This window comes from Williamsia sp. Y844, from assembly GCF_056786475.1.
In genome coordinates, this window is the sequence record NZ_JBXCJB010000001.1 from 1,695,578 (window position 1) to 1,716,249 (window position 20,672).

Here is a 20,672-nt window from a genome sequence, read left to right on the forward strand (position 1 = left end):
CGAGCAGACAGGTCATGCCGCAGTGGTGATAATTACCGATAGTAACGGCGATGTACGCCCGTAAAGCCCATTGTGGACGCTTGGCCCGTTGCATCGTGCGAGTTACCCCAAGATCATCACCACACCTGGAGGTTTGATCCAATGGCCACTCCGACCACAGTTCAGAAACTCGCCGCCGAGGCGCTTGGCACCTTTTGGCTCGTACTCGGCGGCTGCGGTACCGCAGTGTTCGCCGCCAAATCCATCGCCCAGGACGACGACACCGGAACGATGTACCAAGTGGGCGTCGGTTTCCTCGGTGTCTCGATCGCCTTCGGTCTCACCGTCCTGACCGGCGTCTACGCTCTCGGCCACATCTCGGGTGGCCACTTCAACCCGGCGGTGACCATTGGCGCGGCCCTGGCCAAACGCTTCGAATGGAAAGACGTTCCGGGGTACATCATCGTCCAGGTGATCGGAGGTATCGCCGGAGGCGCGATCATTCTGGCGATAGCCAGCGGGCGAGATGGTTTCGAGGCCAAAGGAAATATGGCCGCCAATGGATTCGGGGACCACTCCCCGGGCGGGTACGCATTGTGGGCCGCCCTGATCGCCGAGGTTGTGTTGACCGCAATATTTGTCATCGTCATCCTGGGCGCCACCGACACGCGGGCACCGGCGGGTTTGGCCGGTGTCGCGATCGGCCTGACCCTGACCCTGATCCACCTGATCAGCATCCCGATCACGAACACGTCGGTGAACCCGGCCCGATCCACCGCGGTGGCGTTCTTCAACGGGAACGGTGCGCCGGGTCAGTTGTGGCTGTTCTGGGTGGCACCGATCGTGGGCGCGGTCATCGCGGGCGTTCTCTATCCGTTGGTCTTCGACAAGGGTGCAGAAGAACCAGAGCTCGACCGGATTCCCAATCCGGCTCAAGGCCGCTGACATTCGCCAAACGACAAGGCCGTGTAAAACCGACCGTGGTTACCGGAATCGGCGCAGCCGCAGGCTGTTGCCCACCACGAACACCGACGACAGGGCCATCGCCGCACCCGCGATCATCGGATTGAGCAACCCGACAGCGGCGAGCGGTATCGCGGCGACGTTGTAGCCGAAGGCCCAGAAGAGGTTTCCCTTGATCGTGCGCAGGGTGGCCCGCGACAACCGGATCGCATCCGCGGCCGCTCTCAGATCACCGCGTACCAAGGTGATGTCGCTTGCCTCGATCGCGGCATCGGTTCCGGTCCCCATCGCGAGCCCGAGATCGGACTGTGCCAGGGCCGCAGCATCGTTGACACCGTCACCGACCATCGCGACAGTCTTTCCCTGTCCCTGCAGGTCTTTGATCGCGTCGACCTTCGCCTCGGGCAACACACCGGCGATAACCGTTTTGATGCCCACCTGCGCAGCAACGGTTTTCGCCACTGCCTCGTGATCTCCGGTCAGCAAGACCGGGGTCAGGCCCAGATCGACGAGTTCGGCAACCGCTTGCGCCGACGTCGGTTTGAGCACATCGGACACCACCAGCACACCGCGGATACGGCCGTCCCATCCGATCGCGATCGCCGTGTGGCCGGATCGGGCCGCCGAGTCGATTGCGGACGCGAGCTCATCGGGAAGGTCGAGGCCTGCATCGATCAGCCACTGCGGCCGTCCGACCGACACCGACACCTCTTCGACGATGCCGGTGACGCCGAGCCCGGCGGTGTTGACGAAGTCCGACACAGAGGCCAGGTCACCGACCCGCTCCTCGGCGCCGACGGCAACCGCCCTCGCAATCGGGTGCTCCGAGGCATTCTCGACCGAGCCGGCCCGGAGTATCACCTGGTGGATGTCTTCTCCGTCGGCCACCACCACCTCGGTCAGCGTCATCTGGCCAGTGGTGACGGTGCCCGTCTTGTCGAGCACGATCGTGTCGACCTGCCTGGTCGATTCGAGGATCTGCGGGCCCTTGATCAAAATGCCCATCGAGGCACCACGTCCGGTGCCGACCATCAGTGCCGTGGGAGTCGCAAGACCGAGGGCACACGGGCAGGCAATGATGAGTACCGCGACCGCAGCGGTGAACGCGTCGGTGGCGTTGTAGCCCAAGCCGAGCCAGACCGCAAGGGTACCCAGCGCCAGAACGATCACAATCGGGACGAATACGCCCGAGATCCGGTCAGCCAGACGCTGGACCTGCGCCTTTCCGGTCTGCGCCTGCTCGACCAACCGTGCCATCTGAGCGAGCTGGGTATCGCTCCCAATGCGCTTGGCCCGCACAATCAGCCGGCCGCCGGCATTGACCGTAGCGCCGACAACCGAGTCACCGGGTTCGACTTCCACCGGCACCGATTCGCCGGTGAGCATCGAGGCATCGATTGCGGACGAACCACTTTCTACCTCACCATCGGTGGCGATGCGTTCGCCCGGTCGCACCACGAACAGGTCTCCGACCGCGAGTTGCTCGATCGGGATCAGCTTTTCGCGTCCTCCGACGAGGACGGTGACGCTCTTCGCGCCGAGTTCGAGCAGACTCCGCAACGCACTGCCAGCCCGCCGCTTCGACCGCATCTCGAAATAGCGTCCCGCGAGGATGAAGGTGGTGACACCGGCCGCGGCTTCGAGATAGATGTTTGCCGTGCCATCGGACGAGGCCATATCCATGCCCCCGTGCGCGATCCCGGGATCACCGGCCGCACCGAAGAACAGCGCGTACAGCGACCATCCCAGGGCCGCCAGCGTTCCGACGGAGACCAGCGTGTCCATCGTGGCGGCGCCGTGGCGCGCGTTGATCGCGGCCGCCCGGTGGAATTGCCAGCCACCCCAGATAACCACGGGCGCAGCCAATGTCAGCGACAGCCACATCCAGTTGTCGAACTGCAGCTGCGGGATCATCGCCATCGCGATGACAGGAATCGACAGGGCCGCACTGACCAGGGTCTTGTGCCGGAGTGTGTGTAGTTCAGGATCGGGCTTGTCGTCGTCGGTGTGGTCAACGCCTGCCGGTTCCGGCACCTTGGCGTGATAGCCGGCCGCCTCGACAGCCGCGATGAGGTCCGCGGTGTCCACCGTCTCGGGGTAACTGACGCTTGCCTTTTCGGTGGCGTAGTTGACCGTGGCCGCCACACCGTCGAGTTTGTTGAGTTTGCGCTCGATCCGATTGGCGCACGACGCGCACGTCATGCCGCCGATCTCGAGATCGATCTGCGCGGGTGCTGTGGTGGTCATGCGTTCAGCCCAACCGGTATCCGGCATCGACAACCGCCTCTTCGATGAGCTCGCGCGCAACAGGTTGTGCGACATGGATATTCAATGCGCCGGTGCCCAGATCGACTTCAACGCGGTCCACCCCGGGGATCTCGCCGACTTCTTCGGTGACCGACGCGACGCAGTGCTGGCAGGTCATTCCGACCACCTGGTAGGTCTCGACACTCATCTCATACTTCCCCTCTATGAACGGACCAGCCGGGCGATCGCCTCGGTGGCCTCTTTGACTTTTGCCTGCCCCTGCTCGTTGCTTTCACGGGCGGCATCGACGACGCAGTGCGACATGTGCTCTTCGAGCAGACCGAGGCTCACTGCTTGCAGCGCCTTGGTCATCGCGGACACCTGGGTCAGGATGTCGATGCAGTACTTCTCTTCCTCGACCATCCGCTGCAGTCCACGCGCTTGGCCTTCGATCCGCTTCAGTCGCTTGAGGTAGTCGTCTTTGCGGTGAATGTAGCCGTGCTGATGCTCTTCGGTCATGGTTGCTCCTGTCGCCTGTCAACAGAACTACCATACCCCCCTATCGTATTCCCATCGACCAGATCCACCTGTCGATCGAACAGCAGACCGGGGTCGGTCAAGACTCGCGTTGCGCCTTGATGACCGTTGCCAACTCCGACAGGAGGCCGACCAGATCGACCAGCACCTCGTCGACCGAGCGCACCCTGCCTGCGACGTGGTCTGCCATCCATTCCGGCACCTCGCCCGCAGGCTCATCGGAGTGCCGGGAACGGCGACCGGTTCCGGCCCGGACATCGACCGGTTCGGGTGCCGGATCGGTCGATTCGTGCCGTGGACTGTGCGTTTCTGCCTCGGGAAGCGCTTCCGGGGCGGGGACGGGTTCAGGCGCACTCGGGGGCTCTGGAGCGTCGGGCGTGCTCGGGGTCGCTTCTTCCGCGGTCGCCACCGAACCTGATCGGCTCACACCGTTCACACTCACGGTGGTGTCGGACCGGTAGTGCGAGCCGAACCGCGGCGTTGACGTCGTCGGGACGTAACGGTGCGGTCCGCCGTGGCCTGCGAAGAAGACGCATGCCAGATCCGTGCTGTCGAGGACCGGGCAGGGTTCGAGTTCGGTCAGCCGATGGGCGTCGTCGTCATCCGACCACTGCAGCCACAGCCGAAAGCCGTCGCGTGGGCCCGCGCCCGCATCGGACGCGTGGATTCCGGGATGTCCCGAACCCAGGCGGCATCGCTGGACCCATCCATTGTCCGGAGCGTCATCGAAGGCGGCATGCGTGTCGGTGGCAGCAATTACCGTTGACCAACACACATCGAATTCTCCCGCCACGGGTCCATCTTGTCCTCAAGTGGTAGTGGTCGCGAGTTCGACACACGAGTTGGGAGTACTGATGATCGGTTTCGTGAAAGCAATTGCACTTGACGGTCCGAATCCGGTGGAACTGGCCAGTTTTTACCAGAGAGTGCTCGGCGGAGACCTCGACACCAGTGACTCCGAATGGGTCGAATTGGACTGCGGCTTGGGTAAGGCAAAGCTGACGTTTCAACGGTCGACGAGTTACGTCCCGCCGACATTTCCCGACCCGAACGGAAGTCAGCAGGTCCATATCGACATCCAGGTTTCCGATCTCGCCGCGGCCGAACCCCAGATTCTCGAAGCGGGCGCAACCAAGGTCGAGGGGCAGGAGTTCGAAACGTTCCGGGTCTATCTGGACCCCGTCGGCCACCCGTTCTGCTTGGTGCTGAACTGACCTGCGTCCGGACCAGAATCGCCTGACTGTGATAACCCCTAGTCAGGTGGCGTATATTTGGCGTCATGGTAGCCGTTCTGGATGACAAGTTGGCCGACCTCGATCGCTGGGTTCCCGGCAATCGGTGCTCGATCACGCGCGCCCTCGATGTGGTCGGCACCAAGACAGCGATGTTGATCCTGCGAGAGGCGATGTACGGCACCACCAGGTTCGACGGGTTCGCGCGCCGGGTCGGGGTCAGTGATGCCGTGGCCTCTGCACGCCTCAAGGGACTCGTCGATGCCGGACTCCTGGAGAAGGCCCCCTATCAAGAGCCGGGGCAGCGCACCCGGTACGAGTACCACCTCACCGAGATGGGCACCGACCTGATGCCCGTCGTCTTCGGGCTGATGCAGTGGGGCGACAAGTACCTCCAGCCCGAGGGCCACCCCCTCGACCTGATCTCCGACGTCACCGGTGAACCCGTGAAAGCCGGACTGACCACACCGGACGGCACCGAGGTGCCGCTCGACGAGCTACGGATATCGCTGGTCAAGCCCTGATCTGTTGGTCATGACCTCGACGGATAGACTTTTCACTCATGGTTTCCGACGCGGCGCTGCGCACTGATCTGGTCGTGGTCGGGGCCGGTGTCGCCGGCCTCACCGCAGCGGTGAGCGCAGCCGAATCCGGCCTGGATGTCCTGGTCATCAACAAGGGGCGCGGCTGGCATCCGGGCGACCGCGAACCCGGTACCGCCACCTATTTCGCCCAGGGCGGCATCGCCGTGGTCGAGCCCCACAACACCGAGGACTCGATCGCGCTCCACACCCGCGACACCGTCGTGGCCGGAGCCGGACTCACCGATCCGGCCGCCACCGAATCGATCGTGAGCGAGGGATTCGCGGCGGTCACCGCACTGGTCGGCTGGGGCGCAGAGTTCGATGTCGGCTCCGATGGCCGCTTTCTGCGGACCCGCGAAGGTGGCCACAGCGTTCGCCGCATCATCCACGCAGGCGGTGACGCCACCGGCGCCCAGGTGCAGCGGGCACTGACGCAGAAGGCACTGTCGCACCCGAAGATCAGGGTGCTCGACGACACGCACGCCCGGCAGATCCTGATCAGCGCTGACGGAACGGCCGTCGGCCTGAGCATCGGTTCGGGCGACGGCGTCCGCACCGAGGTGTACTCACCGACCGTTGTGCTGGCCACCGGCGGCGTCGGCCACATGTACCGAGCCACCACCAATCCACTCGGCGCGACCGGCGACGGCATCGCTCTGGCCCATGCGGCAGGCGCGGCGGTGGCCGACATGGAGTTCATCCAATTCCATCCGACGATGCTCTACCGGCCGGGAGTCCGGGGGCGCCGCACCCTGATCAGTGAGGCGTTGCGCGGCGAGGGCGCGATACTCGTTGATGTCGAGGGTAATTCGGTGACCGCAGGCGTTCATCCACTCGGCGACCTCGCACCACGCGACGTGGTGGCAGACGCGGTGAGCGCGGCGATGACCCGCACCGGCGCCGAACACGTCTATCTCGATGCCCGGCACATCACCGGCGTCGCTGCGCGGTTCCCGACCGTCACCGCCGGGATCGCCGAGATCGGCATCAACCCCGCGGCCGACCTGATCCCGGTGGTGCCCGGCGCTCACTACCTGTGCGGTGGCGTGGTCACCGACACCGTAGGGGCCACCACAGTGCCCGGCCTGTATGCCGCAGGCGAAGTTGCACGCACCGGCCTGCATGGCGCAAATCGGTTGGCGTCCAACAGTTTACTCGAGGGACTGGTAATGGGCCGGCGGGTGGCACAGGCTGCCGCCGGGCGCGTGGGCACCACGGTGGCGGAACCGGATTCGAGGCCTACTTCCCCGGTTCCGATCGCAACACGCCAAGAACTCCAGGACCAGATGTCCGCACATGCTGCCCTGAGCCGCGATCAGAGCGGCCTGAGCGCACTGGCCGACCGGCTCGAATCAGCGCCGGCACGCCACCCCCGCGACGTCACCGACCACGAGGACGCCGCACTCACCCTGACCGCACAGCTCGTGATCGCTTCGGCATTGGCGCGCAAAGAGTCTCGCGGATGCCATCACCGGACGGACGATCCGGCCATCTGACGGGCGCCGGCACGCGCAGTGCACTGAACCGCGACCTTCGACAAAGCGAGCGGACCAGTCGTCCCTGCCTGCCGAGCACCGGCGACCAACGCAACGCTCCGGAAGGCGACGGTGCCCCAGGCCGCCAGTAGGAGTACGTACAGGCACACCGAAATGACCTGGAGCAGAGCCGAACCGGTGGCGAATCCAAGGGCGGCCGCACCGGTGACGCAGGTTCCGACCGGGAAGGTGAAGCTCCACCAGGCCGGGGTGAAGCTCATTCCCTGCCGTGCGTTGTGGACCGTGACTGACACCGCCAGTATGAAGACGAAGACCGCAAACCCGCCCATCACCAGCCCGTAGCCGATTCCGAGGATTCGGAGTCCGGCGGCGATCGAGGTCTGATCGCCGACGAAAACCAGCGATGCCCGCTCCCCCAAAAGTACTGCGGCAGTGACGGACTGTCCGATCAGGCCGAGCATGATCCACATCGTCGGGGCGACCTGCGCCGAGGGAAGTCCACGGTGGATCAGTCGCGAGTACACCATGCCGATGGTCAGCAGTCCGACGAGCAGGCTCAGCCCGAACATCCCGTAGCAGATGGCGAGCACACTCATCCGCAGCTGACCGGCCGAAATGTGCTGGATCAGCAGCGATCCGACGGCCGCCGACACCATCGGGGGCACGACCGGCAGCAACCAGCTGGGCATCGCTCCTGACTGTGCGCTCTGGGTTCCGATGATCATTCGGAACGGGATCCAGACGGCGGTGAAGATGCCTGCGGCTGTGCCCGCCAACCACAGCAGTCCACCGATCCAGACGGCCACACCTTCGCCGATGAACTGCGGTCCGAGTTCGATGGTGCCGGCACCCACGGTCAGCAGCGCCATCGCGGGCGCCCCGTAGAAGTGGGCCATCACCGGATCGGCGGCATGCCGCGCCGGGCCACCCCGCAGGAACAGGATCGAGGCGACCACCAGTCCGACCGCAGCCAGCAACCAGAACGCCGTGGTCAGCGCATTGAATCCGGGGACGCTCGAGTGCAGTGCAACGCCGGAGGTCGCGACGATGCCTGTGCCCATGATTGCGGCGAACCAGTTCGGTGTCATGGATCAAGCCTGCGGCGAGCGACACTTGTGCGGTAGTCGGCTTGCCCTTGTCCCGATACAAGCTGTGCTTGTACCCTCGACCGATGGTGTTGCCCGCGCGAGTCCCCGACCTGTCCGCGTTGGATGTTGTTGTCTCGGTGGCCCGCGGGGGCAGCATGAGCGCGGCGGCGCGAGAACAGAATCTGAGCCAGCAGGCGATCAGCGCCCGAGTGCACTCGGTGGAGCGCGAACTGGGGATCGTCCTGTTCCGTCGCTCCCCCAGCGGAACCGAGCTCACCGCCGAGGGTGTTGCCGTCCTGGAGTGGGCTTCGGGGCTGTTGGATGCGGCAGAACGATTCTCGGCCGGTGTCGATTCACTGCTCGGGAGCAAGCGTGCGTCGCTGGCCGTCGCCGCATCCATGACCGTTGCCGAGTATCTCATCCCACGCTGGGCTCTCACGTTGCGCCGAACGCATCCGAACACCCGGATTCGGGTGCAACCCATGAACTCTGCCGATGTCACGCGCGAGGTCTTGTCCGGCTCGGTGGATGTCGGATTCATCGAGGGCCCGGAGACCGACAGCCGACTCGAGGCGCTGACCGTCACCCGCGACGAACTGGTGGTCATCACGCGTCCCGATCACCCGTGGGCGCAGCGCGGGCGACCCATCTCGCCTGCCGAGCTGCGCAAAACCCCGCTGGTGCAACGTGAACCAGGATCGGGTACCCGCGTGACCTTCGAGTCGGCCCTTGGCGACGTCACCGACCCGTTGCTGGAGCTGAACTCCGTCGCCGCCGTCAAGGCCGCGGTACTCGGCTCGGACGCCCCGGCCGTGTTGTCGAGTTTGTCTGTCGCACAAGAACTCATCGACGGCAGGCTGACCCGGATCGAGGTCGAGGACGTGTCGATGCCGCGGGACCTGCGCGCGGTCTGGCCCCGAGGATCCGGCCTCCGTGGACCCGCCCGCGATCTGGTGTCCCTGGCGGCCCACGAACAGCAGGCCACAGCATTCGAACATCGAGGCGGCCATGACATTTGAATCAGGCACCAGCCACCACGCCGATGTCCGCGAAGCCGAGATCGCCTGGTCCGAGTCCGGAGACGGTCCCGCCGTCATCTGGGCACACGGCCTCACCTCGAGCGGCTCCGGACAGGAACGGTCCGGGATGTTCGACTGGACGCCCCTGAGCGACGAACATCGGCTGATCCGATACGACGCCCGTGGTCATGGCAGCTCGACCGGGGAACCCGTGCCCGGGCACTACACCTGGCCGAACCTGGGCCTGGATCTGTTGGGATTGCTTGACCAGGTTGCCGGTGGCGAGCAGGTCGACGGAGTCGGATCGTCGATGGGTACCGCCACACTGCTCCACGCCGCGACCCTGGATCCGCGCCGATTCCGGCGACTGGTGCTCACCACACCACCCACGATGGGCTCGGTGCGGGCAGCGCATGTGCGCGGATACCTCGACGGCGCCGCGTTGATCGAACGTTCTGGTCTCGCCGCATACGAAAAGGCAAGTGCGGCAGGGCCACCGCCGCACATCTACTCCGGTCTGGTCGAGACGCCACCCGCGCTGGAGGTGGCGGAGTCCCTGCTCCCGTCGATCCTGCGCGGCGCCGCGCTCTCCGACCTACCCGACAGCGACGCCCTGGCCACGTTGCGGCCACCGGCACTGATCCTGGCCTGGTCGGGCGATGCCGGCCATCCACTGTCGACCGCACGCCACCTGGCCGAGGTGATTCCCGGCGCCGAGTTGGTCATCGCCGATACGCCCATGCAGTTGCGGCGATGGCCGGAGGTCGCGGCCGCGTTTCTTCGTTGAGCCCCAAGTTGCTGCGCCGAACCCGGTGTAGGTCGAACCCGGTGTAGGTCGAACCCGGCCTAGCTTGAGCCATCCACCAGCCGGTTGGTCAGGTCGATGAAGACCTGACGTTCCGCGGTTGTGAGGGGACTGAGGAATTCGTCCTGGACGCCGTCGAGCACCGCGTCGAGTCGCCGCAATTCAGTCCGTCCGGGTTTCGTCGCGGACACGACGTTGCGACGCCGGTCCGACGGATCGGGTTCACGAAGGACCAACCCGGCCTCCGACAGGAACTCGATCGCCCCGGACACGTCACTGCGATCAAGACCGGTCATTCGGCAGAGATCAGCCTGGCTAGAGGAACCGGCTTCCTCGAGTGCGGCGAGTATTCGATAGTGGTAGGGCCTCGCTCCGGCCTGTTCAAAAGCATCCCGCAGCAGTGTGTGCCCCCGCAGCTGTGCCCGACTCACCAGCCATGTCGCTCGCTCATCAAGTCGTTTCACCATGGCAACCACCGTATCAACTTGTTGGTTGGACCAACGGATTGCTATCGTTGGTCGCACCAACGATTACCGAACCAACACTCAAGGAGTGGTGATGATCGCTTTCGGACCCCAGCTCATCGGTCAGACCGAAAAGGCCCTCGGTGCCCTGCTCGGCCTTGCCCTGACCTCGCACAACCTGACCGAGCCCGAGTGGGTCACCCTTCGACTCGCCGAACAGTTCGGCACAACCGAAACCCCGGACACCGAATCCTTGGCGGAGTTCATCGGGAACAGGGCCCATTTCGCGAACCCCCGAGCATTGCTGTCGGGTCTGACAGAGCGCGGACTCGTCGCAGGCAACCTGCTCACCGAGGCGGGTGACACCACGGTTTCGGCAATCAAACGGGAGATCGCCGATCTGACCGCACCACTGTGGACATCACTCGACCCCGACGACATTGCCGCGGCCGAACGCACCCTGAACACCGTCCACCAGCGGGCACAGGCGATGCTGGCAATCCCCACCTGATCGACTGGTTAGCCTGCCCTATTCGTTGACCTGAACTTGAAAGTTCGGCTACCCGAACTCTACGATGTGAAGATGCGAATTCACGCAGGGTTCGCCCGCGCAACCGGCCTGCTGGTAGCAGCGGCAGCCGTGGTCACGCTGAGCGCCTGCGTGGGCAAAGTCGACCGTCTCGATGACCGATTGACCGTGTTGACCACCTTCACCGTGCTCCAGGACATCGTGGCCAACGTTGCCGGTGACAACATCCGCGTCGAGTCGGTCACCAAAGCCGGTACCGAGATCCACGGCTACGAACCGACGCCCGGCGACATGCGCCGCGCCGCCAGGGCCGACCTCATCATCGACAACGGGCTGCACCTCGAGGCCTGGTTCGAGCGGTTTGTCGATCGGCTCGACGCACCCCATGTCGTCGCCAGCGAAGGTGTCACCGACATTCCCATCTCCGCCGACGCCGGCGCGGGCAAGCCGAACCCGCACGCGTGGATGTCGCCGCTGAACGTGCAGATCTACGTCGATAACATCGCCGATGCACTCGTCGATCTCGACCCCGACAACGCCGCCGAATACCGGGCCAACGCCGACCGCTACCAGGCGCAGCTGCAGCAGATCCACGACGAGATGGTCGATCGCCTCGATGACGTCCCTGCGGCGAGCCGCGCCCTGGTCACCTGCGAGGGCGCCTTTTCTTACCTGACCCGGGACACCGGTTTGCGCGAGAAGTTCATCTGGCCGGTCAACGCCGAGCAGCAGGGCACGTCCAAACAGCTGCAGTCGACGATCGAGTTCGTCCGCGACAACAACATCGGGGCGGTCTTCTGTGAGTCGACCGTCAGCGACGCCGTGATGCGGCAGGTCGAACGGGCCACCGAGGCCCGATATGGCGGGACTCTGTACGTCGACTCGCTCTCAGAATCCGATGGACCCGTGCCCACGTACCTGGACCTGATCCGGCATGACGCAGGCGTCATTCTGGGCGCCCTCACCCAAGGTGGAAACCAATGACGGCAGCAGCCGAAGAATCTTTGCCACGGGCAGCTGACGAAGACCTGCCCCCGTCGGCCGTCACCGGTCCACCGGCACTGGTCATCTCCGGGGTCAGCGTCTATTACGGCGAGGTTCACGCCCTCGAGGACGTGAACATCACCATCGCCCCAGGACGCATCTGCGGTCTGATCGGCATGAACGGGTCGGGCAAGTCGACCCTGTTCAAATCGATCATGGGCCTGGTCAAACCGGATTCGGGCACCGTGTCGATCTCCGGCGGGACACCAGCGCAGGCTCGACGCAAAGGCCTGGTCTCCTACGTCCCGCAGTCCGAGGACGTCGACTGGTCCTTCCCCGTCTCCGTCCGTGACGTCGCCATGACCGGCCGCTACGGCCATCAGAACTTCATCCGTCGTGCGAGCAGGGCCGACAAGGAAGCGGTGGCACACGCGCTCGAACAGGTGGAGTTGACCGAGCTGGCCGATCGACAGATCGGGCGACTCTCCGGCGGACAACGCAAGCGTGCGTTCGTGGCCCGCGGCATCGCACAGGAAGCCGATATCCTGCTCCTCGACGAGCCGTTCGCCGGCGTCGACAAGAAGTCCGAGGCCACGATCATCACCTTGCTCACCAAACTGGCGGCCGAGGGCAAGACGATCCTTGTCTCGACCCACGACCTCGGTTCACTCGGGATGTTCTGCGACGAAGCCGTCCTGCTCAACAAAACCGTTCTCGTGCACGATTCACCCGACGTGGTCCTGCGGCCACGCGTTCTCGCCCGGGCATTCGGGATGGACATCGTCGACGGAAAGGTCGCGCCATGATGATCGTCGACTGGTGGCTCGATCCCCTCGCCGAGGACTTCATGGTCAACATGCTGTTGGCCACGACGGTCGCCGCCGCCGTCTGCGCGATGATCAGCTGCTGGATCGTGCTGATCGGCTGGTCCCTGATGGGTGATGCGGTATCGCACGCGGTGTTGCCCGGAGTGGTGCTCGCGTACATCGTCGGCGCCCCGTTCGCGGTGGGCGCGTTGATCTTCGGACTGGCAGCGGTGCTGCTGATCGGGGTGGTGCGCGACACCAGCCGGGTCAAAGAGGACGCGGCGATCGGCATCGTCTTCACGACACTCTTCGCGTTCGGCCTGGTGCTGATCTCCATCACCCCGAGTCAGACCGATCTCAACCACATTCTGTTCGGCAACGTGCTCGGGGTGTCACAGTCCGATCTCTGGCAGATCATCGGCCTGGCCATCGTGACTGTCATAATCCTGACCCTCAAACGTCGCGACCTGACGCTGTTCGCCTTCGACCCCACCCACGCCCACGCCATCGGCCTCTCGCCCCGCCGCCTCGGCGCCCTGCTGCTCGGACTGCTGGCACTGACTTGTGTTGTTGCACTGCAGATTGTCGGCGTGGTGCTCGTCGTCGCGATGCTCATCATCCCCGGGGCGTCGGCGTATCTGCTCACCGACCGCTTCAACCGGATGCTCGTCATCGCCCCGATCCTCGCCTGCGTTTGCGCCGTGCTCGGGATCTACTATGCGTACTACCTGGACGTGGCGCCCGGTGCGATGGTGGTATTGGCTCAGGGCCTGGCGTTTGCGGTCATCTATCTGTTCGCGCCGCGCCAGGGCGTGTTGGTCAAGGTGATCAACCGGGCACAGCGACGGCGCTCCTCGGCTCTCGTTGCGCCCTGACGCGTGAGAGGTGAGTGGCGATGGTTTCGTATGCGGAGACGTTTGCTCGCAGTGCGGATGATCCCGAAGGGTTCTGGCGCAAGGCTGCCGAAGCAGTCGACTGGTACCAAGCCCCCACCTCCGCCCTCGAAACGCTGCCGGGCGGCGCCTACCGCTGGTTTCCCGGCGCCACCCTCAACACCAGCTTCAACGCCCTCGACCGGCACGTCCTGGCCGGGAATGGTGATCGGACCGCCCTGATCTGGGATTCCGCCATGGTCGGCGAGACCCGCACGTACACCTACTCCGAACTGCGCGACGAGGTCGCGACCTTCGCAGGCGTGCTCGCCGAACGCGGTGTGAAGGCCGGCGACCGGGTCATCGTGTACATGCCCATGATCCCGGAGGCAGCCATCGCGATGCTGGCCTGCGCCCGCATCGGCGCCGTGCATTCGGTGGTATTCGGCGGCTTCGCCGGTCCCGAACTCGCGACCCGGATCGACGACGCGCGGCCCGTTGCACTGATCACCAGCTCCGGCGGTCTGGAACCCGGTCGCACCATCGAGTACCTGCCGATGGTCGCCAAGGCCCTCGAGCTGTCCGCGGAGCCGCCTGCGACGATCATCGTCAAGAATCGTGAGCAGATCGAAGGCAGCGCCGCCGACCACGAGGGCTGGCACGACTGGGACGAGCTGACCAAGAAAGCGACTCCGGCAGAACCTGTTTCCGTCGCGGCCACCGATCCGCTCTACATCCTCTACACCTCCGGCACCACCGGGAAGCCCAAGGGCGTGGTCCGCGACAACGGCGGACACGCGGTCGCATTGACATGGTCGATGGCCAACATCTACGACATCAAGCCCGGCGACGTGTGGTGGACCGCCTCCGATGTCGGATGGGTGGTCGGACACTCCTATATCGTCTACGCGCCCTTGCTGATCGGCGCGACCACCGTCATGTACGAGGGCAAACCCGTCGGCACCCCGGACGCCGGAGCTTTCTGGCGGGTGATCGACGACCACAAGGTCAAGGCCCTGTTCACCGCACCCACCGCCATCCGGGCCATCCGCAAGCAGGACCCGGATGCCAAACTTCTTGCCGATCACGATATCTCGACACTGCAGACGCTCTTCGCCGCCGGCGAACGACTCGACCCGGACACCTACGAGTGGGCCACCAAGGTCCTCGGCGTACCGGTTGTCGACCACTGGTGGCAGACCGAAACCGGATGGGCCATCGCCGCCAATCTCCGTGGCCTCGAACCGATGCCGATCAAGGCCGGCTCACCGACGGTGCCGGTTCCCGGATTCCGGGTGGAGATCGTCGACGCCGAGGGCAAGAATGTGGAGGCCGGCGGCGAAGGCAATATCGTCATCGCACTGCCATTGCCGCCCGGGACCCTCGCAGGTCTGTGGAACGACGAAGCGCGCTACCACAATTCGTACCTGAAGACCTTCCCCGGTTACTACCTGACCGGCGACTCCGGCTACATCGACGCCGACGGCTACGTCTTTGTGCTGGGCCGCTCCGACGACGTGATCAACGTTGCCGGACACCGCCTTTCCACCGGCAGCATCGAAGCCGTCGTGGCCTCTCATCCCGCGGTGGCCGAATGCGCGGTGATCGGGATCCACGACGACCTCAAGGGCCAGCGTCCCAGCGGATACGTGGTCCTCAAAGAAGGTGCCGAGATAGACGACGCCACTCTGCGGTCCGAGCTCGTGAAGATGGTGCGCGACGAGATCGGCGCGGTGGCCACCTTCCGTGATGTCACCGTCGTCAACGGTCTGCCCAAGACCCGGTCGGGCAAGATCCTGCGCAAGACGATGCGCCAGATCGCCGACCACGAGGACTACACCGTCCCCTCCACCATCGAAGACACCGCCGTCCTCGACGCCCTCAAGAAGCAGATCGGCTGACCCCCGCACCCCGATGATGTGCCCTTCTGGCGAACATAAGCCCAGGTGAGCACAACCAGAACAGCACATCATCGGAATTGCAGGGCTGCAATTTTGCAGTCCTGCAATTTTTGGCTAAGTTATTTAGATGGTTACAGCACACAAGGAATCACTGCGTGATCGGAAGCGTGCTGCCACCTGGGCCTCCATCCACCAGGCAGCAGCTGCTGCGGCCATGGCGCAGACCGACCTGACGAAGGTGACCATCGAAGAGATCGCCGCCGAGGCCAACATCTCGCCGCGCACGTTCTTCAATTACTTCCCCACAAAAGAAGACGCGATCCTCGGACTCCGCGCCCCGTTCATCGACGACGGCACCGCCGCGGCCTTTGTGATCGGCGACGACGACAACCTGCTCGAGAAGGTCGCACTGCTCCTCTTCGACGTCTTCGAGAAGACGGCCGGCGGTGCCGGCGGCCGCCAGGTGCGCGTCGAACTGATGCACCGCCACCCCGACCTCGCCCGGATGCGGCTCGCGCACACCGATCAGATCCGCCACCTCGCCCGAACACTTGTCGAGACCCGGCTCGCAGAATCCGGCCGGTGGCAACGCCGCAATCATTCGGTCGATATCCAAGCGACCGCGCAGATCCTGGTGACCGCGGGTCAATCCGTGGTCCGCATCGCAATCGACTGGCTACTCAATGAGCCCGATGCCGACATCCCGCCCGACGAACTCGTGCACAGGGCCGCGCAATCGTTCACCACCATTCTCGAGGAGGCCTAAATGGCAGTCGATGTCCCGTCGGTTCGCACGCCGGACACCGAAGGGCAGGCCTCGCACCGCTCTGTGCTGCTGATGTTCGCCGGGCTGTTGGTGGCAATGCTGCTCGCCTCGTTGAACACAACCGTGATGAGCGCGGCGCTGCCGACGATCGTCGGTGAATTGCACGGCACCAACCAGATGTCGTGGGTCATCACCTCGTACATCCTGGCGTCGACGGTTGCCATGCCCATCTACGGCAAGCTCGGCGATCAGTTCGGTCGAAAGCCGTTGCTGATCATCGCGATCAGCATCTTCACCGCGGCATCGATCGTCGGCGCACTCGCCCCGAACATGTTGACGCTCATCGTCGCCCGCACCATGCAGGGCCTGGGTGCAGGCGGTCTGATGGTCCTCGCCCAGGCGACGATCGCCGACGTGGTCCCGGCCCGCGATCGTGGTCGCTACGCGGGGATCATGGGCGGTGTCTTCGCGGTCTCCTCCGTCGCCGGACCTCTTCTCGGTGGATGGCTCACCGAGGGACCCGGCTGGCGCTGGACCCTGTGGATCAATCTGCCGCTCGGCGCACTTGCGATCATCACGGCGATCGCCTTCTTGCACCCCCCGAAGATCGCTCGCGTCAAACGCAAGATCGACATCGTCGGGATGGCCGTCCTGACCCTTGCGACGACCGGAGTCGTGCTCATCGCCAGCTGGGGCGGCTCGCAGTACGAATGGACGTCACCGACCATCATCGCCCTGGTGGTCGGCACCATCCTCGCGTGGATCACCGTGATCCTGGTCGAAAGCCGTGTCGCGGAACCAATATTGCCAATGGCACTGTTCCGGCAGCGCAACTTCAACCTCACCACGGTCGGCGGCTTGTTCGGCGGAATCGGTATGTTCGGCGTGATCTCATACCTGCCGACCTACCTGCAGATGGCACTCGGCGTCAGCTCCACCCACGCCGGACTTCTGATGGTTCCGATGATGGCAACTATGACGGCTTGTTCCATTGCCTGCGGGCGGTTCGTCTCACGCACCGGCCGGTACAAGGCGATGCCGATTGCCGGTTCACTGCTGATCGCACTGAGCCTGTTCCTGATGTCACAGGTGGCGTTGTCGACCCCGACCTGGATGATCTGCGTCTGCCTCGGAATCCTCGGAGGCGGACTGGGTATCAGCTTCCAGATCATAATCCTGATCGTGCAGAACACGTTCCCGTACAGCCTCGTCGGGACCGCAACGGCCGCCAACAACTACTTTCGTCAGATCGGAGCCTCCCTCGGAGCGGCATTGGTCGGCAGTGTCTTCGCGTCCCGCCTCGCCGAACTGTTGGTCGGTAGAATTCCCGCCGATGTCACCGCGGCAGGCGACGGTGCGAAGTCACTGACACCGGCCATCGTCCACGGCCTTCCGGACTCGGTGCGCGACCCGATTGTCAACGCGTACAACGAAGCACTGATGCCGGTCTTCCTTTTCATCAGCCCACTCTGCGTGCTGGGAGCGATCCTGCTGTGCTTTGTGATCGAGAAGCCTTTGGCCACAACGGTTGCCCAGGACGAACCGGTGACGTCGACAGCCGACCAGTCGCCGGTCACGCAAGCAACAGCCGACCGGTAGCCCGAGCAGCGCCGACGCCGACAGCAACCGGCAAAGGGATTGTCCGACACCGTCGGTAAGGTGACGCAGATGCCGTTCGCCGATGAACTACTCGGACCCGATGCCGTGTCCGGGCTGGCGCGATGTCTCACCCTTGGTGGACATCGCGCCACCGAGACAAAAGCAACCGCGGCAGTATTCGACGGGATGGCGCTCAAGGCCCGGTCGGATCTGGTGCGTGATGCACTGATCGTCGACCTCCCGGACGACTTCGATGATTTCGTCGCCGCGATCAACACCTTGATCGCGCAACCCGATTGCACCGGCTGGATGGTCTGGCCGATCACCGAGGCGGTTGCGGTCCGGTCCACGGAGGCAGGCACGGCCAAGGCCTTCGACACCGGCCTGGTCCTGCTGAGAAAGCTGACACCACGCCTGACCGCCGAGTTCGCGCTGCGGACGATGCTGATCGCCGACATCGACCGCACGCTGACCGCTGCAGTCCGGTGGACCACGTCAAAAGACGAACACGTCCGCCGGCTCGCCAGCGAAGGCACTCGCCAATACCTGCCGTGGGCCAGGCGGGTGCCTGCTCTGATGCAGCGGCCCGAGGCGACCGCACCCATCATCGATGCGCTCTACCGCGATCCGAGTGACTACGTACGCCGCTCGGTCGCCAACCACCTCAACGATCTGAGCAGGCAGCATGCCGACGTGGTTGTGCAGACTGCAGGTCGATGGCTGGCGGACCCCGACGACAACACCGAACGACTCGTCCGGCACGCGCTGCGCACCCTGATCAAACGTGGTGACCCCGATGCCCTTGCGCTGCTCGGTTTCGCGGCTCCTGCCACAATCACCGTGACCGAGTTCGATATCGATCCGCTGGTTCGGGTCGGTGGCAAACAGACACTTCGCGCCATCGTCCACAACACCGGCGATGAGCCCGTCGACGTGGTGATCGATTACAGCATCGGCTTCCGCAAGGCCAACGGCACAATCGCCCACAAGGTGTTCAAATTGTCCGGCAAATCGATCGCGCCAAACCAACAAATCACCGTCGCAAAGTCACATTCATTTGCTCCCATCACCACGCGCCGCTTCTACCCCGGCGGTCATGAGCTGGCCTTACAAGTCAATGGGCGCCGAATGGCATCCGCTGCATTCGAACTATATTTTTGATCTTCAACATTCAATTTCCCGCCATTGATCGGGGCGTTGCTGGTTAGAATCAGCGGGGCCCGGGTCCGTTTTGGGTGATGTGCATACCACGCGCTCTCCTGTTATCTTGCTGTTATCTTGCCTGGCCGCTCGGCGATCGCGGTCGATCCTGTGCTGTTCGGATTGCCTCAAACAACGACGTACAAAAGGAAACTCATGCGAGCAAAGACTGCCTGGCGGAAGATCATTGCCGGCTCCCTTGCCCTTGTTGCCGGAATGGCTGTCTCCGCGGTTGTCACTCCAGGCACTGCTTCGGCTGCTTCACAGACCGTTCGGGTCTACTCCGCCTCGATGAACAAGACCATCCCCGTGAAGGTCATCTCGGCGGACGGTGGTGGCAGCCACGCAACGCTGTACCTCCTCGACGGCCTGCGCGCGCCGAACAACAACAACGGCTGGCTCATCGAGACCGATATCGAGAGCTTCTTCACCGGCAAGAACGTCAATGTCGCGATTCCATTCGGCGGCGGCGGAAGTTTCTACACCGATTGGCAGCAGGACGACCCGACCCTGGGCCGCCAGAAGTGGGAGACCTTCCTGACGCGGGAACTGCCCGCGTACATGGCGTCGAACTTCGGCAGCGACAATCGGCGGAACGCGATCGCCGGCCTGTCGATGAGCGGTACCTCGGCGCTCAACCTGGCCAGCAAGCACCCGGACTTCTATCGGGGTGTCGCCTCGTACAGCGGCTACCCGACCGTCAGCACGCCCGGATTTGCCCAGGGCATCGCAGCCTCGGTGATCGAGATGGGCGGCAATCCCGTCAACATGTGGGGCGTCTGGCCCGGTGGCGCGTGGACCCAGAACGATCCGTCGCTGAACCCTGCCAGCCTGCGCGGTAAGCGCGTCTACGTCTCCTCGGGATCCGGCGCGTTGAGTACCGATCCGATCTTCAATCCGACCAGCGCGGCGTTCGATCCGGTGAAGTTCTCGCAGATGGTGCCACTGGAGACCGCCGCTTCGATCAGCAGCTCGCTCTACGTCGCCAGCCTGCGGGCAGCGGGCGTCAATCCGCAGACCCACATCACCCCTGAGGGTGTGCATTGGTGGACCTACTGGGCGGACCGCCTCAAGGAATCCTGGTACGGCACGCTGGCTCCGTCACTCGGGGTCTGACACTCCACCAGATCAGTACCTGAACAATCGGCCGCGATTCGGAACTTTCCGAATCGCGGCCGATTTGTTTGGTCGCCACGGTCCATCAGGAGACGGTGATGACAACCTTGTCCGGGTAGAACGCGAGATGCCCGGCGATCTCAGACACGGCGTCGTACGGCTCCTCGTACGTCCAAGCGGCATCCTCGATCACGCCGTCCGGGGTGACGAGGTCGTAATAGGACGCGTCGCCCTTGTAGGGGCAGTGCGTCTTCGTCGAACTACGTCGGAGCAGTGACTGGTCAACGGCATCCAGCGGAACATATGCGACCGGCGGATAGTCCGCTTCCTGAAGTATCAGGGCCCTGGAGGTGTCGGCGACGACGGTGTCGCCTGCCCGGATCCGGACCTGTCCGGCGCTGGGCTCCACGGTGATCGGATGGGTGTCGTCGGGTATCAATCGAGTTTTGGTCATGTGATCCACCTCTCATCTTTGTCCAACAACG

The 20,672-nt window shown here is 64.3% G+C and carries 22 protein-coding genes; 15 read left to right on the forward strand and 7 right to left on the reverse strand.

Translation table 11 applies throughout. From position 1 onward, the window contains the following. The first annotated feature begins 141 nt into the window (after positions 1 to 141). Entirely contained in the window at positions 142 to 924 is a 783-nt protein-coding gene (aqpZ, locus tag AC1TQG_RS07500; RefSeq protein ID WP_482136299.1) for an aquaporin Z, read from the forward strand. A 39-nt stretch (positions 925 to 963) separates the two neighbouring features. Here aqpZ and AC1TQG_RS07505 read toward each other — a convergent pair whose 3' ends face one another. The 4 genes from AC1TQG_RS07505 to AC1TQG_RS07520 all read right to left on the reverse strand — a co-directional run bounded on the left by AC1TQG_RS07505 (position 964) and on the right by AC1TQG_RS07520 (position 4,519). Next, positions 964 to 3,189 (reverse strand): heavy metal translocating P-type ATPase, encoded by a 2,226-nt coding sequence (locus tag AC1TQG_RS07505; RefSeq protein WP_482136300.1) that lies wholly within the window; start codon positions 3,187 to 3,189, stop codon positions 964 to 966. A gap of 4 nt (positions 3,190 to 3,193) precedes the next feature. Beyond that, on the reverse strand, positions 3,194 to 3,397 hold the full coding sequence (locus tag AC1TQG_RS07510; protein ID WP_482136301.1) for a heavy-metal-associated domain-containing protein: 204 nt from the start codon (positions 3,395 to 3,397) through the stop codon (positions 3,194 to 3,196). Between the two features lie 14 nt (positions 3,398 to 3,411). Then, positions 3,412 to 3,708, reverse strand: a complete 297-nt coding sequence (locus tag AC1TQG_RS07515) for a metal-sensitive transcriptional regulator (RefSeq protein WP_482136302.1) — start codon at positions 3,706 to 3,708, stop codon at positions 3,412 to 3,414. Positions 3,709 to 3,805: 97 nt separating this feature from the next. After that, complete coding sequence (locus AC1TQG_RS07520; protein WP_482136303.1) at positions 3,806 to 4,519, reverse strand: hypothetical protein; 714 nt, start codon at positions 4,517 to 4,519, stop codon at positions 3,806 to 3,808. Between the two features lie 61 nt (positions 4,520 to 4,580). Here AC1TQG_RS07520 and AC1TQG_RS07525 point away from each other — a divergent pair, with 61 nt between their 5' ends. The 3 genes from AC1TQG_RS07525 (at position 4,581) to nadB (ending at position 7,038) form a co-directional block, all read left to right on the forward strand. Continuing rightward, on the forward strand, positions 4,581 to 4,940 hold the full coding sequence (locus AC1TQG_RS07525; protein ID WP_482136304.1) for a VOC family protein: 360 nt from the start codon (positions 4,581 to 4,583) through the stop codon (positions 4,938 to 4,940). Positions 4,941 to 5,005: 65 nt separating this feature from the next. Then, a complete protein-coding gene (locus AC1TQG_RS07530) occupies positions 5,006 to 5,482 on the forward strand; it encodes a winged helix-turn-helix transcriptional regulator (protein WP_482136305.1) in 477 nt (158 codons plus the stop codon). A gap of 38 nt (positions 5,483 to 5,520) precedes the next feature. Continuing rightward, entirely contained in the window at positions 5,521 to 7,038 is a 1,518-nt protein-coding gene (gene nadB, locus AC1TQG_RS07535; protein ID WP_482136306.1) for an L-aspartate oxidase, read from the forward strand. Here the strand turns inward: nadB and AC1TQG_RS07540 are convergent. Then, the gene (locus tag AC1TQG_RS07540; RefSeq protein ID WP_482136307.1) at positions 7,011 to 8,126 is read right to left on the reverse strand and encodes a TDT family transporter; all 1,116 of its coding nucleotides are present in this window, start codon (positions 8,124 to 8,126) and stop codon (positions 7,011 to 7,013) included. The genes nadB and AC1TQG_RS07540 overlap by 28 nt on opposite strands. Positions 8,127 to 8,209: 83 nt before the next feature. Between AC1TQG_RS07540 and AC1TQG_RS07545 the strand changes: the two genes are divergently transcribed. Both AC1TQG_RS07545 and AC1TQG_RS07550 read left to right on the forward strand, forming a co-directional pair. Beyond that, the gene (locus AC1TQG_RS07545) at positions 8,210 to 9,145 is read left to right on the forward strand and encodes a LysR family transcriptional regulator (protein ID WP_482136308.1); all 936 of its coding nucleotides are present in this window, start codon (positions 8,210 to 8,212) and stop codon (positions 9,143 to 9,145) included. Continuing rightward, entirely contained in the window at positions 9,135 to 9,932 is a 798-nt protein-coding gene (locus AC1TQG_RS07550) for an alpha/beta fold hydrolase (protein WP_482136309.1), read from the forward strand. Before AC1TQG_RS07545 ends, AC1TQG_RS07550 begins: the two co-directional genes overlap by 11 nt. Before the next feature lie 59 nt (positions 9,933 to 9,991). On the opposite strand, the gene AC1TQG_RS07555 is transcribed toward AC1TQG_RS07550, so the two are convergent. Next, complete coding sequence (locus AC1TQG_RS07555; protein WP_482136310.1) at positions 9,992 to 10,417, reverse strand: MarR family winged helix-turn-helix transcriptional regulator; 426 nt, start codon at positions 10,415 to 10,417, stop codon at positions 9,992 to 9,994. A gap of 91 nt (positions 10,418 to 10,508) precedes the next feature. Here AC1TQG_RS07555 and AC1TQG_RS07560 point away from each other — a divergent pair, with 91 nt between their 5' ends. The 9 genes from AC1TQG_RS07560 (at position 10,509) to AC1TQG_RS07600 (ending at position 20,187) form a co-directional block, all read left to right on the forward strand. Then, positions 10,509 to 10,925, forward strand: coding sequence for a hypothetical protein (locus tag AC1TQG_RS07560; RefSeq protein WP_482136311.1), 417 nt, complete (start codon positions 10,509 to 10,511; stop codon positions 10,923 to 10,925). 72 nt (positions 10,926 to 10,997) lie between these two features. Continuing rightward, positions 10,998 to 11,927 carry a metal ABC transporter substrate-binding protein gene (locus AC1TQG_RS07565; RefSeq protein ID WP_482136312.1) on the forward strand — a complete coding sequence of 310 codons (930 nt, stop codon included), beginning with the start codon at positions 10,998 to 11,000 and terminating at the stop codon, positions 11,925 to 11,927. Beyond that, the gene (locus tag AC1TQG_RS07570) at positions 11,924 to 12,733 is read left to right on the forward strand and encodes a metal ABC transporter ATP-binding protein (RefSeq protein WP_482136313.1); all 810 of its coding nucleotides are present in this window, start codon (positions 11,924 to 11,926) and stop codon (positions 12,731 to 12,733) included. Before AC1TQG_RS07565 ends, AC1TQG_RS07570 begins: the two co-directional genes overlap by 4 nt. Beyond that, positions 12,730 to 13,608 carry a metal ABC transporter permease gene (locus tag AC1TQG_RS07575; RefSeq protein ID WP_482136314.1) on the forward strand — a complete coding sequence of 293 codons (879 nt, stop codon included), beginning with the start codon at positions 12,730 to 12,732 and terminating at the stop codon, positions 13,606 to 13,608. The genes AC1TQG_RS07570 and AC1TQG_RS07575 overlap by 4 nt, the downstream gene beginning before the upstream one ends. Before the next feature lie 20 nt (positions 13,609 to 13,628). Then, on the forward strand, positions 13,629 to 15,506 hold the full coding sequence (locus AC1TQG_RS07580; RefSeq protein WP_482136315.1) for a propionyl-CoA synthetase: 1,878 nt from the start codon (positions 13,629 to 13,631) through the stop codon (positions 15,504 to 15,506). Positions 15,507 to 15,633: 127 nt separating this feature from the next. Then, positions 15,634 to 16,272: a TetR/AcrR family transcriptional regulator gene (locus AC1TQG_RS07585; RefSeq protein ID WP_482136316.1), complete on the forward strand. Its 639-nt coding sequence runs from the start codon at positions 15,634 to 15,636 to the stop codon at positions 16,270 to 16,272. Continuing rightward, on the forward strand, positions 16,273 to 17,871 hold the full coding sequence (locus tag AC1TQG_RS07590) for an MDR family MFS transporter (RefSeq protein WP_482136317.1): 1,599 nt from the start codon (positions 16,273 to 16,275) through the stop codon (positions 17,869 to 17,871). A gap of 69 nt (positions 17,872 to 17,940) precedes the next feature. Then, positions 17,941 to 19,032: a DNA alkylation repair protein gene (locus AC1TQG_RS07595; RefSeq protein ID WP_482136318.1), complete on the forward strand. Its 1,092-nt coding sequence runs from the start codon at positions 17,941 to 17,943 to the stop codon at positions 19,030 to 19,032. 195 nt (positions 19,033 to 19,227) lie between these two features. After that, positions 19,228 to 20,187, forward strand: coding sequence for an alpha/beta hydrolase (locus tag AC1TQG_RS07600; RefSeq protein ID WP_482136319.1), 960 nt, complete (start codon positions 19,228 to 19,230; stop codon positions 20,185 to 20,187). An 85-nt stretch (positions 20,188 to 20,272) separates the two neighbouring features. On the opposite strand, the gene AC1TQG_RS07605 is transcribed toward AC1TQG_RS07600, so the two are convergent. Further along, positions 20,273 to 20,641: a DUF427 domain-containing protein gene (locus AC1TQG_RS07605; protein WP_482136320.1), complete on the reverse strand. Its 369-nt coding sequence runs from the start codon at positions 20,639 to 20,641 to the stop codon at positions 20,273 to 20,275. Between the last annotated feature and the right edge of the window lie 31 nt (positions 20,642 to 20,672).